Annotated in this window: 12 protein-coding genes; 9 read left to right on the forward strand and 3 right to left on the reverse strand. The window is 50.5% G+C overall.

Going from position 1 to position 16,611, the window contains the following annotated elements; translation table 11 throughout:
* Positions 1 to 128: 128 nt before the first annotated feature.
* On the forward strand, positions 129 to 1,208 hold the full coding sequence (locus tag AC6I4B_RS15380; protein WP_497766313.1) for a glycoside hydrolase 5 family protein: 1,080 nt from the start codon (positions 129 to 131) through the stop codon (positions 1,206 to 1,208).
* Between the two features lie 24 nt (positions 1,209 to 1,232).
* The gene (locus AC6I4B_RS15385) at positions 1,233 to 2,519 is read left to right on the forward strand and encodes an ABC transporter substrate-binding protein (RefSeq protein ID WP_497766315.1); all 1,287 of its coding nucleotides are present in this window, start codon (positions 1,233 to 1,235) and stop codon (positions 2,517 to 2,519) included.
* A 59-nt stretch (positions 2,520 to 2,578) separates the two neighbouring features.
* On the opposite strand, the gene AC6I4B_RS15390 is transcribed toward AC6I4B_RS15385, so the two are convergent.
* Positions 2,579 to 4,627: a beta-galactosidase gene (locus AC6I4B_RS15390; RefSeq protein WP_497766316.1), complete on the reverse strand. Its 2,049-nt coding sequence runs from the start codon at positions 4,625 to 4,627 to the stop codon at positions 2,579 to 2,581.
* Positions 4,628 to 4,858: 231 nt separating this feature from the next.
* Here AC6I4B_RS15390 and AC6I4B_RS15395 point away from each other — a divergent pair, with 231 nt between their 5' ends.
* The 7 genes from AC6I4B_RS15395 to AC6I4B_RS15425 all read left to right on the forward strand — a co-directional run bounded on the left by AC6I4B_RS15395 (position 4,859) and on the right by AC6I4B_RS15425 (position 14,717).
* Entirely contained in the window at positions 4,859 to 5,941 is a 1,083-nt protein-coding gene (locus tag AC6I4B_RS15395) for a LacI family DNA-binding transcriptional regulator (RefSeq protein ID WP_497766318.1), read from the forward strand.
* A 254-nt stretch (positions 5,942 to 6,195) separates the two neighbouring features.
* Positions 6,196 to 7,440 carry an oligosaccharide MFS transporter gene (locus tag AC6I4B_RS15400; RefSeq protein ID WP_497772195.1) on the forward strand — a complete coding sequence of 415 codons (1,245 nt, stop codon included), beginning with the start codon at positions 6,196 to 6,198 and terminating at the stop codon, positions 7,438 to 7,440.
* A gap of 215 nt (positions 7,441 to 7,655) precedes the next feature.
* Positions 7,656 to 8,408: a MurR/RpiR family transcriptional regulator gene (locus AC6I4B_RS15405; protein WP_497766319.1), complete on the forward strand. Its 753-nt coding sequence runs from the start codon at positions 7,656 to 7,658 to the stop codon at positions 8,406 to 8,408.
* Positions 8,408 to 9,730, forward strand: a complete 1,323-nt coding sequence (locus tag AC6I4B_RS15410; protein WP_497766321.1) for a 6-phospho-beta-glucosidase — start codon at positions 8,408 to 8,410, stop codon at positions 9,728 to 9,730. The genes AC6I4B_RS15405 and AC6I4B_RS15410 overlap by 1 nt, the downstream gene beginning before the upstream one ends.
* 15 nt (positions 9,731 to 9,745) lie before the next feature.
* Positions 9,746 to 10,435, forward strand: a complete 690-nt coding sequence (locus AC6I4B_RS15415; RefSeq protein ID WP_497766323.1) for a 6-phosphogluconolactonase — start codon at positions 9,746 to 9,748, stop codon at positions 10,433 to 10,435.
* A gap of 6 nt (positions 10,436 to 10,441) precedes the next feature.
* On the forward strand, positions 10,442 to 11,743 hold the full coding sequence (locus AC6I4B_RS15420; protein WP_497766324.1) for a PTS sugar transporter subunit IIC: 1,302 nt from the start codon (positions 10,442 to 10,444) through the stop codon (positions 11,741 to 11,743).
* Between the two features lie 379 nt (positions 11,744 to 12,122).
* A complete protein-coding gene (locus tag AC6I4B_RS15425) occupies positions 12,123 to 14,717 on the forward strand; it encodes a hypothetical protein (RefSeq protein WP_497766326.1) in 2,595 nt (864 codons plus the stop codon).
* Positions 14,718 to 14,776: 59 nt separating this feature from the next.
* Here the strand turns inward: AC6I4B_RS15425 and gsiD are convergent, their stop codons facing one another.
* Positions 14,777 to 15,688 (reverse strand): glutathione ABC transporter permease GsiD, encoded by a 912-nt coding sequence (gene gsiD, locus AC6I4B_RS15430; protein WP_497766327.1) that lies wholly within the window; start codon positions 15,686 to 15,688, stop codon positions 14,777 to 14,779.
* A 1-nt stretch (position 15,689) separates the two neighbouring features.
* Positions 15,690 to 16,610 (reverse strand): glutathione ABC transporter permease GsiC, encoded by a 921-nt coding sequence (gene gsiC / locus AC6I4B_RS15435; RefSeq protein ID WP_497766329.1) that lies wholly within the window; start codon positions 16,608 to 16,610, stop codon positions 15,690 to 15,692.
* Position 16,611 lies beyond the last annotated feature (1 nt).

The raw sequence follows: 16,611 nt of genomic DNA on the forward strand, positions 1-16,611 counted from the left end.
CGCCGACTATAGCACAGATATCATGCGTTTTTTTTGTGAACAACTCGGCATATTAGCCGCTTTAAGATTGCGTATCGCTCACTAGTTAATAAATATTAGCTAATAATTATTAGCGATGGAGAAATGATATGCACTCGCAATGGAACGAAGCACAAGCTCAGGCATGGTATCAACAACACGGTTGGGCCTGCGGGTTTAACTATTTACCGCGTAGCGCGGTCAACTGGACAGAAATGTGGCAGGCCGAAACCTTTGATGTCGCCACAATCGATCAAGAACTCGGCTGGGCACATGACTACGGCTACAATGCGCTGCGCACCAATCTGCCATTTATCGTCTGGGAAGCCGATCGCGATGGCCTATTGGAACGTATTGATACCTTTCTTAGCCTGGCGGCGAAGAACCAAATTCAGGTCATGCTCACGCTGATGGACGACTGCGGTTTCTCCGGCGATGAACCCTATCTCGGCCCGCAAAAAGCGCCACGCGAAGGCGTACATAACAGCCAGGCCGCTGCCAGCCCTGGCCGCGCTATCGTGATGGACAGTGCACAATGGCCACGCGTTGAAGCCTACGTTCGCGATGTCCTGACGCGATTTAAAGATGATGAACGCATTACTATTTGGGATCTCTACAATGAGCCGGGCAACCGTGGAATTAACCTTTCAGCGACAGAATCAATGGAATTTGACGAAGCACTGGAAGGCTTCGCCCTTGAACTGATGGTCGCCACCTTTGGCTGGGCACGTGAAGTGGGGCCAACGCAGCCGCTGACCGTTGGCGCCTGGCATATCGACCATGATCAATACGACGCTCTCGAACACCCCATTGATGTCGCGGCTATGGCGTTGTCAGACATTATCACCTACCACAACTACAACACCGCTGCGTGCCAGTTGCGCATGCTGGAAAGCCTGTCGCAATGCAACCGCCCGGTGCTGTGTACCGAATGGCTGGCACGTCATATGGATGGCGTATTTAGCGAGCAACTGCCGCTATTTAGCGCGTTTGACACCGGCTGTTATCAGTGGGGGCTAGTGCAAGGCAAAACGCAGACGTGGATCCCCTGGACCGGCGTTAATAAAAATCACCCTAATCCTCAATCGATCTGGTTCCATGATGTTCTGACGCCAGAAGGTAAGCCGTGGTGCGAGCAGGAAATGCAGTTAGTGAAAGGCCTGACAACGTTTCGTCGCCAGCGCCGCTAATACTGTTACACGGAGGATTCATCCATGAGAAAGTCAACTCTGTTCCTGCTTGCCTGTTGCAGTCTTGGTGCTATGCCCATCGCGCATAGTGCCGATCAGGTGGAACTCCGTTTTGCATGGTGGGGCGGTAAAGCGCGCAACCAGGCTACGCTCAAGGCCCTGGAAGCCTTTGAAGCGCAATATCCTAATATCAAAGTGAAGGCGGAATATACCGGTTGGGACGGTTTCTATTCCCGTCTGACCACGCAAATTAACAGTAATACCGAGGCCGATGTTATCCAGACCAACTGGAACTGGCTGACGCTGCTGTCGAAAACCGGCGACGGTTTTTATGACCTCAACAAGCTCAGCCAACCGATTGGCCTTGAGCAATATTCGCCGGAGTCGCTCGCCAGTACCACGGTCAACGGCAAGGTGAATGCCATTCCCGTTTCCGCTAATGTGATGCTGTTTTATTACAACTCAGCGACATGGAAAAAAGCCGGGGTCACGCTGCCAAACACCTGGGAAGAGCTGTTAAAAGCCGGCCCGGTGTTTAAACAAAAACTGGGCGATAACTATTTTCCGCTGATCCTCACCGAACAAGATGCCCTGCTGTTGCTCAACTCCTACGTATACCAGGGCAATCAAAAACCAATGGTGGATGAAAAAGCCCGCAAACTTGGCTGGGATCATGCCGATTTAGTGGAAGCGTTCACTTTTTATCGCCAACTGGTTGATTCTCATACGATCCCCGATGCCCGCACAACAGCGTCATTCGGTAAGGGGGTGGCTTACGAAATGAAGCCGTGGATTAACGGTGAATGGGGCGGCATTTATAACTGGAACGTGCTGTACCCAGCGCAATCACAAAACCTCAGCAACCCCAAAGATCTGGTAATGGGGCCTTATCCGATGCGTGAAGGCGCGAAGGATGCCGGTCAGTTCAATAAAACTGCGCTGATGCTGTCTATCAGTAAAAACACGCGCTACCCACAAGAGTCGGCAAAACTGGTTAATTTCCTGATGAATGTGAAGGAAGGTATCGTACCTGTTGGGCTGGAGCGCGGCGTACCGCTGAGTAAAGCGGGGGAAAAAATTCTGCGCGATGCAGGCCTGTTGACCGACGAGGATCCGGTTATCTCTGGGCTGTTGCAGTCTGCTGCTTTACCGAACACCTCGAAAGCGCTGCCTTACCTGGAAGATCCGCAGTTCGGCTCGCAGTTTACCGCCGCGCTGCAAAGTATTGATTACGGTAAAGCGACTATCGACGAGGCCGCAACCAATTTTGAAGAGCAAGCCAACCGTATTTTGCGTCGCATTATGCGTTAACCCCGACGGCGCTGCGCTTAAATTGGTAGGCCTGATAAGCGCAGCGCCTGACGTCAAACTCAAACGGCGCTTTCCAACACCTCGCATCCCCACGCCGCCAACTCAATAGTGCCTTCAACGCGACCGCCGGACACTGCGTTAAGCCAGCTTCCCGGCAACAGCACCTGCTGCGCGTTATCGGTATAGTTCTGCACAAATACCCATTCGCGCTCGCCATCCGTTCGCCGCGTAGTGACAACACCGGGCGGCAGGGATGTTTCAAGCGCACGCGGAATGGCTAAATCCTTCACAAGCCAGGCAGTAAAGGCCTGATGGAAGGCATCGTCGTTGCGCGAAGCCACATAAAACGCCTTGCCTTTACCCACGCAATTTTGCGTAAGCGCGGGGTAACCTGCATAAAAATCATCGGTATAGCACGCCAGCACGCTTGCCCCCTCCGGGTGAATCACTTCACACAGTTCACGCGCGCGCCAACTTCCGCTTAACCCACTGCCAGGCAACGCCTCGACACCATTGCTTTGCTCATCGGTCAGGCAATCAATCTCTTCCGCCCAGACTCCCAGCAGCGGCCTTAACGGGCCAGGAAAACCACCGAGATGGCATAAATCAGTTTCATTAACAATGCCCGACCAATAGGTTGTGACAAAATAGCCCCCCGCGCGAACAAACGCCTCCGCACGCTCGGCAAAACCCTCTCGCACCATATACAGCATTGGTGCAATCACCAGTTGATAGGCGGATAAATCGCTGTCGGCATTGATAATATCGACGGCAATCCCCTGCTCCCAAAATGGCCGATAGTGATCCACCACCGTTTGTTCATAGTGAATACCGCAGTTACGCGGGCCTGCGGCATCGTTCACCGCCCAGCGATTTTCCCAGTCAAAAATAATCGCCACCCGCGCCTGCGTTTTGCTGCCCACCAGCGGGCTAAGCTGCGTCAGCACCTCGCCAAGTCGGGTCACTTCCCGCCCGGTGCGCGTATTAAGATGGCCGACGTGATCCACCACTGCGCCATGAAACTTCTCAATCGCACCACGGCTTTTACGCCACTGGAAATACTGCACCGCATCCGCGCCGTGGGCGACGGCCTGTAACGAAGAGAGAATATGCATACCCGGTTTTTTCAGCTTGCTGGTAGGCTGCCAGCAGGTCTGCCCCGGCGAAGACTCCATTAACACAAACGGCTTCCCTTTAAGCGTGCGCATCAGGTCATGATACATCGCCGTTTTGCAGGCTACCGCGCGCTCATCCTGCTGTTTGTGCCACATCGGGTAGCTGTCCCAACTGACAAAATCCACCACATCTTTGAGCTGCCAGTAATCATAATCATTGAAATACCACATGAAATTCGTGGTGGCAGGCAACTCCGGGCGCTCGGCCTTCAGCGGAGCGGCTTCTGTCAGATAAAATGCTTTCACCTGTGACGTCACAAAACGTCGCCAGTCCAAATTAAGCCCGTGATTCGATGTTTCGCCCTGCGGCGCAGGAGATTCAATCTGCGACCAGTCGCTGTAGGTGTGGCTCCAAAAACTGGCCCACCAAGCGTGATTCAGCGCATCCAGCGTTTCATAACGTGCCTGTAACCAGTGACGAAACGCCTGCTGGCAGCCCGCGCAATGGCATTCGCCGCCGTATTCATTATTAATATGCCAGCCCAGCACCGCAGGATGATGCGCGTAGCGCTGCGCCAGTTTCTGGTTGATCAGCGTGACTTTTTCTTTGTAGACCGCAGAAGAAAGGCAGTGGTTATGACGCCCGCCGTGCAACGCGTGTACCCGCGCTGGGCTAACGCGTAATGTTTCAGGATAACGCGCCGCCAGCCAGGCGGGTTTTGCGCCGCCGGGCGTGGCGAGGAATACCGAAATACCGCCAGCGTGGAGTTTATCCAGCACCGTATCCATCCAGCCGAAGGTGAACTCCCCTTCTGACGGCTCCAGCGCCGACCAGCTAAATATCCCCACCGACATGATATTGCATCCCGCTTGTTGCATCATTTCGATGTCTTTTTCGAGGATCCCCGGCACATGCAGCCACTGCTCAGGATTGTAATCTGCGCCATGCAGTAGCCAGGGGGCGCGGGGATTTAACGGCAGATGCTTGTCCATGTCGGTTCCTTTATGTCACATAAAGACAAAAAATGTTATTCGTTCACAATAACGCTGTTCTACGCGCACAGCGCTGATCCCCGCAACCTATGCCGGTGAAAAATGTGATCATTCACGCGTTTTTGTCCGCTTATCGCGCTAAACGCCACCCGTCGCCTATGCGTGCTCCGCTTAAGTGACACGTACGACAATAGCTCGGGTATACTGAGGCAAATTTTTGATGGGGCGAGTATGAAAACCAAAGCAGCAACTCTCGCGGATGTCGCGCATCACGCCGGTGTCTCTTATCAGACTGTCTCCCGCGTGTTGAACAATTCAGCCAATGTCTCGGCAAAAACGCGCAAGAAAATCGAACAGGCCATTGCGGAACTGAAGTACGTACCGAATAGGGTGGCGCAGCAACTGGTCGGCAAAGAGAGCAAAACACTGGGGCTAGTCACCACCTCTTTAGCGCTACACGCGCCGTCACAAATCGCGGCGGCAGTAAAGAAATACGCCAGTGAGTTGGGTTATCAGGTGCTCATTTCAATGATTGATAACGCCAGCGACAGCAGCATTCAGAACGCCATCAATGAACTTAAATCGCAGCGCGTTGAGCGCGTTATCATCAACGCGCCGCTGGAAACACCGCTCGCCGAAAACCTGGTCGCGGAAAACCCGGATGTGCTGTGCCTGTTCCTCGACGTTGACCCTTATAGCTCGGTTTTCAACGTGACGTTCAATCCGGCAGAGGGCGCGCGCGCCAGCGTGAAGCACTTGTACGATCTCGGTCATCGCCAGTTTTGTCTGCTGTCCGGCCCAGAAGACTCCGTCCCTGCCCGTCTGCGTCTGAATACCTGGCGCGACACGCTGGCGTCCTACCAAATCACGCCGCTGGCGGTGCATTACGGGCAGTGGGATGCGCAAAGCGGTTATTTGGCCACGCTCCAAATGCTGCGCGAAACCCCGCAGGCCACCGCATTGCTGGTTGCCAACGACCAGATGGCGCTGGGTGCTCTGAGCGCTTTGCATCAGCAAAAACGCAAAATCCCACAGGATATTTCGCTGATCGGTTACGACGATACCTACGAGAGCGCATTCTTTGAACCGGCGCTAACGACTGTCGCTATCGACTTTGATTTACAGGGGAAAATAGCTGTTCAACAGCTTCTGCAACCCCACGAAACATCGCAAACATTACGCGCCTCAACCATCCTGCCTAGCCGCCTGGTGGTGCGTAATTCTGCGGGGCCACTGCGTAACCCGCAAACCGATCTGCTCAGCATTGCCGAGAAACTCCGTTCACTGGCGGATCAACTCACGCCTAAAAGCTAAAAAGTCATACGTTCTCAAAAAATGATTAAGTGATCGCCATCGCTAATCAGCGCGAAAACCACCACACAGTTGTGAAATAAATCACAATTAACCGCTATGGGGATTGCTCCCCCATAGCGTTCAGATGTCAGATTGAAAACGAAATTGTTAACGTATGACATTTTTAGAAGAAACATACCAAAACAAGGTTCAGTGGGGACACGACCGTGGTTGTGTACCGAGGGGATGGCCTGATATTTGATGAGGATGTGGCGATGCTACTACCCGGCAAGCGCAATTATATTCTGCTCAGTATGTTCGATTTTCTCTACCTGTTCGCCTGGTCGGCAACCATGGCGTTTTTTGTTATCTGGACCACGCAGCACTTAGGCATCAGCGCAACACAAACCGGGCTGCTCTATTCCGTTAACGCCTTTATCGCCCTGCTGATGCAGCCATTCTTTGGCTTTATCTCCGACAAATTTGGCCTGAAAAAACAGCTCATCTGGATAATCGTCGCGCTGTTATTGCCCGTTGGCCCATTCTTTATCTACGTCTACGCCCCATTGCTGGTGCATAACTTCTGGCTCGGTGCGGTGTTAGGCGGCGTGTATCTCGGGGTTATCTTCAACTCTGGCTGTGGCGTTATCGACTCTTACATAGATAAAATCTCGCGCCGCTACCACTTTGAATATGGCCGCGTGCGGATGTGGGGGTCGTTAGGCTGGGCGGCAGCGGCGTGGATTGTCGGTAAATATATCGACTCAATCCCTAACCTCTCGTTTTGGCTGGCTAGCGGCGCGATTGTCGTCGCCGCCGTTTGCTTTATGATGACTAAAATCGAGCTGACCAACGCCGAGATAGAAAAAACCAGCTCGCTGAAAGTTATCCACGCGCTGGAGTTAGCCAAAAATAGTCAGTTCTGGATGCTGCTTATCTTCACCCTGTTTGTGACGCAAATCTACGACACCTACGATCAACAGTTCGCGCAATATTTCTCGATGCAATTCCCGACCAAAGAGGAAGGCAACCACTGGTACGGGATGCTTGCCTCGGTGCAGGTGTGCGGTGAAACACTATTCCTGTGCCTGATGCCGTGGTTCGTTAACCGTACTGGCGCAAAATGGGCACTGGTTATCGCGGGGGCGATAATGTCGCTGCGTATCGCAGGGTCAGCCATCCCGCTCGGACCTGTGTGGATTGCCGCAGTAAAAATGATGCACGCTATCGAAAAACCGCTGATTCTGGTGTCGGTGTTTAAATTTATCTCCGCCAACTTTGATAACAAACTGTCATCGACGGTGTACCTGCTGGTGCTGTTTGTCGCCTCGATTGCCACGGCAGTCTACTCACCGATTGCCGGCCATTTGTATGACACCATCGGCTTTGCCGATACCTATCTGATTCTTGGCGCGATTTCCGGGTTCTTCACTATTTTCGCCGTCTTTACGCTGCGAGATTCAAGAGCCGACAGACCCGCCACACCGCAGCCCATCGCGGAGCCGGTTGTCAGGTCATAATTTGCGTAAGGGGGCAAACTCGCCCCCTTTCTGCCTCTCTCTTTATCCGCCTCTCGCCTCTCCCTTTCACGCTTTGAAAAGCGCGCACTTAGAAATTTATAACCGAGATCACGGAAATTAATTTCTAAAACATAAAATCTATTTCCAGCATTCGCTTGCTAAAATTCCCCCTAAATCCGATGTCGTGCCCGCACCGCATCTACGCAGGAGTTTCCATGCGCAAAGATTTAACCAGCAATGAGCTGAGAATTTATAAATTTTGTCAGGAGAATCCTTCTGACGTTTACGAAATGAGAATTCATGAACTTGCCGAGCGCGCATACACTACCGCACCGTCAATTTCTAAACTGGTAAAAAAGTTAGGCTTCAACAGTTATCAAGAATTTAAAGCCAACATTCGGGATGTGTTCTCAAAGTCGCAAAACTCACAGAATCACAATTTATTTACGAGCCAGTACATACAGGAAATACAAGACTCCTTAAACAAGGTTTCTGAAGACGAAGTTAAAAAATTCATAAATTTCTTATCTAATTGCAATTCAATTATCACTTGGGGTTATGGGACATCCGACAGCGTCGCTAAATACATCAGTTATAACTTAATGGTTTTAGGTTTTAATGTTTTCAATGAAACAGACTATACCAATTGTAATGTACGAAGCCGCTTTTTAGCTCATACTGACTGCCTGCTCATTGTTTCAAATAGCGGTGAGTCTGAGATGTTAGAAGAAATTATTAGAAACGCCAAAAAGTATGGCGTAAAAGTTGCAGCAATAACCAGCCGACATAATTCAACGCTGGAGCGGCAGGCGGATGTCGCTTTGCTTTACAAAAACGCCATTATTAAGGACAGTGCATTTGAAAATATTAGTTTCTCAATGCAGGTAGCCATCGTCGATATTATGCTTTTCCATTTATCCAACGTTCGGAAAGTGTCGTTGAAGTTTAATTCTAAGGAAGAAGATTAATGAACAAAGTCAAATTGGTTGTTATCGGTGCCGGTAGTAGCTATACCCCAGAATTAATTGATGGCGTGATTAAAAACCACGCTCAACTGCCTATTTCTCACATTGCCTTTGTTGATGTTGAAATGGGTAAAGAGAAAATGAATATCATTTTCCAGTTGACCCAACGAATGCTGGCAAAAGCGGGCTTACCTATTCAGGTAACACAAACGTTGGATCGCCAGTCCGCATTGCAGGATGCAGACTTTGTCGTGACCCAGCTACGCGTCGGTGGAATTGACGCACGCATCATTGATGAAAGCCTTCCGAAGTCCTACGGTTTTATCGGCCAGGAAACCAACGGCGCAGGCGGCATGTTCAAAGCGCTGCGCACTATCCCCGTTATCATTGAAATCGCTAACCAGATGAAGGAAATCTGCCCGAATGCATGGTTAGTTAACTTCACTAACCCGGCGTCCATGGTTACTGAAGCGGTACTCAAATACAGCAATAACCAACGGGTTATCGGCCTGTGCAATGGCCCAATCAATATGACCCACAAAGTGGCTTCTTTGCTGAACGTTAACGTTGAAGATCTGTACGTTGAGTTCAAAGGCTCTAACCACATGAACTTTATCACCAGGATTCTGTGTCATGGTGAAGATCGTATGCATGAAGTCATCAATATAATGAATGCATCAGACGTTGATGAATTGGGCTTTAAAAATGTAAATAACGAGCAATTCAACAAAGAGCTGTTATCAGCAACTAATCTCATCCCATCGTCTTATTTAAAATATTATATTAAAACGGATGAACTGCTTGCCGAGCAAAATGCGGCTGAGCTATCACGCGGTGAAATCGTTAAAAATATTGAAACTGAATTATTTAAAAAATATCGCGATGAAAATCTGGCAGAGAAACCCAAAGAGCTTGACGCCCGAGGCGGTGCGCTCTATTCCACTGCGGCACTGAACGTCATCAGAGCTATCTATCTGGACGATAAAAGTATTCAGACCGTCAACGTGCTCAATAATGGCGCCATCACCAATTTACCGGCGGATGTGGTGGTTGAAGTCAACTGTGTGTTGACGAAAAATGGCCCAATGCCAATTTGTACCGGTGAAATTCCATCACCAGCCAAAGGCATTGTCTCAATGATGAAAGATTACGAAACCCAAGTTGTGACAGCAGCGGCAACCGGTGATTATCAAAAACTTATTTCTGCCTTTGTCTTTAACCCATTATGTTCAAGCGACAATAACGGCGTCGAACTCGTCAAAGAAATGTTAAAAGCGAACAAACAGTATTTGCCGCTGTTTGCAAAAACAATTGAATCACTTTAATAGCGAGAAAGATCAATGAATAAGATCTCATTTCAAGATAACGATGCTCTTGCCAAACAAATTGTTGCTGAGCTATCCGCGTTGGAGCCACATTCGCGCGTATTAATCCCTTCAGGTAGCACGCCACGTTGGGTATATAATGCGCTAGCCGCGACCGATATTACTAAAAACTTAACTTTTTTTGCCCTTGATGAATGGGTAAATGTGCCGAGTGAATTAGATGGCAGTTGCCTGAGCATGATTAATGCCGATTTTGTACATAAATGCCAAAATCCTGTGCGCCTGGTTCATTTCGACCCTTTCGCCACCACAGAGCAAAATATCGACATCTATCAGTCAGCACTTGAGGGCATGGAATTTGACTATGTCATTCTGGGCGTCGGCATGAATGGGCACATTGGTTTAAATGAGCCGGGCGTGCCGTTTGACGCCGATTATCTGCAAACCAAACTGGATGAGGTGACTATCAAGGTTGCCAGCAATAAATACTTCTCCGGCGATGTTTCGTTATCAGAAGGTATTACCGTCGGCTTGAACAAGATAATCAAAGCCAGGAAAGTGGTGGTCATTATCAACAGCGAAGAGAAAAAAAGTATCTACCAGGAAATTGCTCACGGCGACCCGCACCATACCCATATTCCAGCGATATACCTTAAACAATTCCCTCAGGTTAACTATTACATTACCGATTCTCTACAAGGATAACTGGCAATGAGCATAACCTCGATACTTGAACAAAGGATGTTACCATTAGCCGAAAAAATATCGTCTAACATTTATCTCTCTGCATTGAAAAATGCCTTTATCTCTTTAATGCCATTTTTGATTGTTGGTTCTTTTTTCCTTTTACTGACCAACTTTCCCATCAATGGCTACAGCGAATTGATGACGTCCCTTTTAGGTAAAGGGACGTTAGAGAAGCTGAATTATGGTATTGATGCCAGCTACGGTTTAATGACGTTATTAGTGATTGTAACGTTTTCAAAAGAGCTGGTTGAGAAAATGCAGCTAAGCCAAAGTACCGCCATTCTGCCGGTAGCGATATTTTTCTTAATGGCGCCGGGGCGCATCACCACCGAGTCGGGGGAAATAGTCTCATCAGCCTACGCGTTGCTCGATTTTAGCTCACAATCGATGTTCTTAGGCATCATTATCACCGTTGTCACCATCAAGTTGAGCCAATTTCTGGAGAATAGAAGTTTTACCATTAAGCTACCCGACAGTGTACCGAGCGAGATTGCTAAATCCTTTAAATCTTTAGTGCCGATCCTGCTGGTATTACTCTTTTGGATAGGTGTTAAGGTATTATTCGAGTCCACTCGTTTTGGTACACCGGGTAATTTTATTAGCGTCATGTTACAAGAACCGATGCTCCATTTGGGCAATTCTATCTTCTCGCAATTGATCGCCGAGATGATGATTAGCCTGTTCTGGTTTTTTGGTATTCATGGCGACTCTATTGTCTCTTCTGTCATGGGGCCTATTTGGTATACGCTCAGTGCACAAAACCTGGCGCAAACACAGGCGGGTTTGGCGGCAACCAATATTATCACTCAGCAATTTAGAGACGTTTATTTAATTGCCGGGGGGACTGGATTTACTGGCGCACTGCTTATCAGCATTTTTATGGTGGCGAAAAGCACTCGGTTGAAACAACTGTCGAAACTGGCTGCCCCTGCGGCGATATTTAACATCAACGAGCCGATTATTTTTGGTCTGCCTATTGTGTTAAACCCGCTAATGTTGATTCCTTTCCTGATTACACCGATGGTGTTATGTACGTTTACGTATATTGTCATTGCGTTAGGCTGGGTTCCCCCAACCTCAGGAATTGCGATCCCCTGGACCACGCCTATATTTATGTCAGGATTTCTGACAACCGGCATCTCTGGTGTTATTTTACAAGCGGTTAATCTCGTGATTGCCACGATGATTTATATCCCCTTTGTGAAGGTGCTGGATAAACAGTATCTTCATGAGGAAAATCAGGCCGCGAGCGAGCACATCGCTTAACCCCTACGGAGCCGATACGTCCCCAGTATTGGCTCCATTTTTTTACCGCCATTGCCCGCCCCCCAATAATCTCGGGATTTAAACGAGGAAATGAAGGCACAGCGGCGTAATAGTACACCTCATCAGGCATCATTCTACCGCTTACCTTTATCATTACAGCCTTTCTTTCTTGCGATATATCAGAAAACAAAAACACTCAAGATAACATTAAATCACGCCACCTCATCTCTTTAGCCCCGCTGCTGCATTTTTCTTTTTCGTCGCTTATAACATTAACGGCGCAAACGCTGAATGAACCCTGTAACGAGAAAAAAGATTCTCTGGTTCAGATGCTTCATCGCTCAATATTTAAATAATAACATTTTAAAAGGAATGAAAAATGCAATTAGACTACACAATTCAGTTCAGCAATGACGTTTGGTATCCGACAGCGGATATTACCCATTTTAAATCCAAAACGGGTGGCAACATCGATGTAAAAGAAAAAATGGTGCTGACCTTTACCGCGCCGGGAAAAATAACGGAAGGTGATATTACTGTATCAACCAACCCGTGGCGTGAACTCAAAATAGATCTGGAGTCGAACGAAATTGCCGGTGGGGTTCATGATATTAAACTCACCATTAAAGCTGCCGATGGCAACGCAATAGGTAACGCGGTGGCCCAAATTCACATGGGGGTGAATGTCGCTTCTGATACAGCACCGAAATGGTCAACCTTTAGCAACACCTTTAGCATCGCCGCTGACGAAGAAACCAACGTGATGGGTGAATTAGAGGTGAATTGCCCGCGATTACCCGCAGGGCTGGAAAACGCGCCGCTTGAACTGGTACTGGTGCGTGGCGACAAAAAAGATATTCTGCCACTCAAAGCAGGCATGAATATCTTTGCGGTCGCGGCGGGAACGTACAGCGCGACCATTGCTGAATTGCGGACAGCCGCTGGCACTATTCGTGCTGGCGTACAGCTAAGCACGGCAGAAGTCACGATTAACACCGCGAAGCGCACCCAGCTTAATATCACCTTCGCCAAAGCGGAGCGCAGCACAACGCTGGATATCGCGATTGATTTACCGAACACCCACCCGCTGCACGGGGAAGTTTTGGAAGTGATTTATCTGGAAAATGGTGTTGAAAAACAGTCACTGGCGATGAAATCGGGCGACCAAACGAGACTGGAGAATCTGCCGGTCAGCGGCCAGTACGCGGTACGTGTTAAAGATATCAGACTGAATAACACTCGCTACCTGTTTACGGCGGCAAACGGCGCGCTGGATAACCAAATCCACACAGTGACGTTTTCTGCGACGAAAATTCAGCAGCGCAATGATAGCCAAACCGGCTCCGCTGAGCTGGCTATCAACATTACTGCGGACAAAAAGGTGGCGGCACAATTCGATTTACGCCTGATTGGCGATGACAACCGTCAGTACCTTTTCACCGGTTTGCCAATGCAGTCCGGCCACCATGCGCAAACGGTGATGCTGGCGCAGGGCGTTTATCAAATCGTCTCTGGCTCCGTTATTTGTGACGGTGTGGTGCACTATATCGATGCCACCCCGGAAATTCTGCACGTCAACAACAGTGCGCCAATAACACTGGCGATTAACGTAAGCGAAGGGGCAAACCTGAATGTTAAAGGCTTCCCAGATTTCCTGAGCTTCGGTGGCTGTGCCGACATGTCGCCAAGTAACCCGGACGACTTAGCTGAAGCACGTGTTTCCTCCGTCTTTAAATACTCAGGTGATGACGGTATGGGCGATGCATCTGGCTACCTTGACCCGGCTAAAGAGCCAACGGCAAAGATTATCCAAATGGCGCGAGACGTCTCGACCAAAACCCAGGAAGCGGTATTACCGGTGATGATTTCCTACACCTGTAACCTCTCTTTGGGAGATGTAGAAAATATCATCGCCAACCCAGTCCGACATCAATTTAGCTTCGCGAACTTCATACAAGCATTGCAAATCGCGCAATCAATGAAAGACGAGGCGCATCCCGTACCGGCTGGCTTTATCGTCAACCCGGACTATCTCGGCGAATGCCAGAAATACGGCTTATCACCGGATAAACCGATCCCAGTTCGTCAACCGCTTTCCGAGGCACTCGCCCATCACGGGGTGAATATCGCAGTGCCAATGGCGATTACCGACACCCTCAAAGGCTATATCAAAGGTGTCAACTGGCTGGTTCGCGCGGTAGCACCGGATGTTTCGCTCGGCTGGCAGTTGAACCTGTGGAGCGTGGGTGGTTCTCAGTGGGTTTACAACGATTTTTCCTACGATGATGTTTTTGATCCAATCAGTGGCACCAAGAAGAAAATGCTGATGACCCCTGAGCTGGCCGGTAAACTTTGTGCACAATATGCGCTGTTAGTCGGCGTATTTGAGGACACCGAATTTACCCGTCAGGATGGCAGCAAAGCCGTGGCAAAAGGCGCTGATTTTATGGCTGTAGACCGCTACGAAGCCGATGATTTTACTTCACGCGCCTATAAAAATGGTTACTGTTATACCCCTTATGAATGGGATCGCACCTTCGATTTCTGCGCATCGCTGAGCCGCCACTTACGCCAGCCAGTGTTGCCGTGGCAGATGCCCGCAAGCCGCCTGGCGACGGTGAGCGAAGAAGTGGGCGAATTGGATGAGCAATTCTGGGGGACTGGCGGGAGTTATCTGATGGGGCATCCTGAAATCAGTAGCTCAGTATCGGCGATTAACCGTCGTCTGCTTGAAACGGAATTCCTCGATGCACACGCGTCGATGATGGGGCATAACGCGCAAGAATTGTTCAGCCGTCATCAATGGGATTTCACCCAGCCAAAATATGGTGATTTCCCGTCTCGCGGCATTTTCCATGTGCAGGTTGGTGGTGGCGCAACCACTGGCGTAGTCAGCGCTGTCAACCGTAACAGCAGCCGCTGGATGCGCGCAAAGCTGAAGGCATATCGCGATAATCCGGTTAAATTCAAATAATCATCGCTTATCGTGTACCACCGTTGCCCACCCATGTGGTGGGCAACGTTTTGCATTCTCTACCCTTTCAGTTTCGGATCCAGCGCATCGCGCAGGCCATCGCCCAACAGGTTAAACGCCAGCACCGTCAGGAAAATCGCCAACGCCGGGAACACGGCGACATGCGGTGCAATCACCATATCGGCGCGCGCCTCATTAAGCATCGCGCCCCATTCAGGCGTTGGCGGCTGCGCACCCAGACCGAGGAACGACAGGCTGGCGGCAGAAATAATCGACACGCCAATACGCATAGTGAAATAGACCACAATCGACGATACCGTGCCGGGCAAAATATGCTGAAACAGGATAACCCTATCGCTCGCGCCGATACTGCGCGCCGACTCGATAAACGTCTGCCGTTTGAGTACCAGGGTATTGCCGCGCACCAGACGGGCGAACGCCGGTACGGAGAAAATCGCCACCGCAATAATCACGTTGGTCATACCGCTGCCCATCACCGCCACCACCGCAATGGCCAGCAGAATGCCGGGGAACGCAAACAGCACATCGCAAATGCGCATAATAGTGCGATCCCACCCGCCTTCGTAGTACCCCGCCAGCAGGCCGAGCACCGTGCCAATCAGCGTACCTATCAGTACCGCGAATACCCCTGCGGTCAGGGAAATTTGCGCGCCGACCAGCACACGGCTGAAGATATCGCGCCCCATCGAGTCCACGCCGAACCAGTGCATCAACGACGGCCCTTCGTTAAGCCGGTCATAATCGAAATAGTTTTCCGCATCGAAGGGCGCAATCCACGGCGCTAACACCGCGACGATAATCAGCACCAGCACAAAAATCCCCGATGCCATAGCGACCGGTTGCTGGCGAAAACGCCGCCAGAACTCTCGCCACGGCGTGCGCTGTTGCCCACTTAGCACCGTCGGCATGGCATTCAAGAGCGCCTGGCGACGCCAGTTAAATAATCGCACGTTATTTGTACCTGATAGCCGGGTTAATGGCGGCGTACAGCACATCCACCACTAAGTTGATGAGAATAAACTCCAGTGAAAACAGCAGCACTTCGGCCTGAATCACCGGATAGTCGCGCATCTCCACTGAATCGACCAACAGCCGCCCCAACCCCGGCCAGTTAAAGACTTTTTCAACCACAATGGAGCCGCCAAGCAAGAAGCCAAACTGTAGCCCCATCATGGTGACCACGGGGATCATCGCATTGCGCAGCCCATGTTTGAGCACCACCACTTTCTCGCTAACGCCTTTGGCGCGGGCGGTACGCATGTAGTCTTCGTTGAGCACATCGACAAATGAGGCGCGGGTAAAACGCGCCATCACCGAAGCCACAGCCGCGCCCAGGGTTAACGACGGCAAAATATAGTGCTGCCAGCTATCGGCCCCGACGGTCGGCAACCAGCCCAGCTCGACGGAGAAAATCTGCATCAGCAGCATCCCCAGGGCGAACGCGGGGAAAGAGATGCCTGTCACCGCCAGCGCCATGCCGACGCGATCCGGCCAGCGGTTACGCCACACGGCGGCGGCAATACCGGCCGCCATGCCGAACACCACCGCCCATCCCATACTGGTCAGCGTTAGCCATAGCGTCGGCAGGAAGCGGCTGGCAATCTCCGTTGACACAGGGCGGCGCGACACCATCGACGTGCCAAAATCGCCCTGCACCGCATGGCTGATATAGTGCCAAAACTGTACGTACAGCGGCTGATCCAGCTCCAACTGTTGGCGCACCATCGCGATAACTTCAGCGTCCGCTTCCGGCCCGGCAATCAGTCGCGCCGGATCGCCAGGCAGCATATGGACAAACAGAAACACCAGCACCGCCACAATAAACAGCGTGGGGATCAGGCCGAACAGGCGTTTAATGACATAGTTGAGCATG

It is taken from the genome of Kluyvera fluvialis (genome assembly GCF_059725275.1).

What these genes read in the sequence shown, in the direction of transcription:
- AC6I4B_RS15385 (WP_497766315.1), top strand. Translation starts at nt 1,233, where the DNA reads ATGAGAAAGTCAACTCTGTTCCTGCTTGCCTGTTGCAGTCTTGGTGCT.
- AC6I4B_RS15420 (WP_497766324.1), top strand. Translation starts at nt 10,442, where the DNA reads ATGAGCATAACCTCGATACTTGAACAAAGGATGTTACCATTAGCCGAA.
- AC6I4B_RS15405 (WP_497766319.1), top strand. Translation starts at nt 7,656, where the DNA reads ATGCGCAAAGATTTAACCAGCAATGAGCTGAGAATTTATAAATTTTGT.
- AC6I4B_RS15380 (WP_497766313.1), top strand. Translation starts at nt 129, where the DNA reads ATGCACTCGCAATGGAACGAAGCACAAGCTCAGGCATGGTATCAACAA.
- AC6I4B_RS15390 (WP_497766316.1), bottom strand. Translation starts at nt 4,627, where the DNA reads ATGGACAAGCATCTGCCGTTAAATCCCCGCGCCCCCTGGCTACTGCAT.
- AC6I4B_RS15410 (WP_497766321.1), top strand. Translation starts at nt 8,408, where the DNA reads ATGAACAAAGTCAAATTGGTTGTTATCGGTGCCGGTAGTAGCTATACC.
- AC6I4B_RS15425 (WP_497766326.1), top strand. Translation starts at nt 12,123, where the DNA reads ATGCAATTAGACTACACAATTCAGTTCAGCAATGACGTTTGGTATCCG.
- gsiC (WP_497766329.1), bottom strand. Translation starts at nt 16,610, where the DNA reads ATGCTCAACTATGTCATTAAACGCCTGTTCGGCCTGATCCCCACGCTG.
- AC6I4B_RS15395 (WP_497766318.1), top strand. Translation starts at nt 4,859, where the DNA reads ATGAAAACCAAAGCAGCAACTCTCGCGGATGTCGCGCATCACGCCGGT.
- AC6I4B_RS15400 (WP_497772195.1), top strand. Translation starts at nt 6,196, where the DNA reads ATGCTACTACCCGGCAAGCGCAATTATATTCTGCTCAGTATGTTCGAT.
- AC6I4B_RS15415 (WP_497766323.1), top strand. Translation starts at nt 9,746, where the DNA reads ATGAATAAGATCTCATTTCAAGATAACGATGCTCTTGCCAAACAAATT.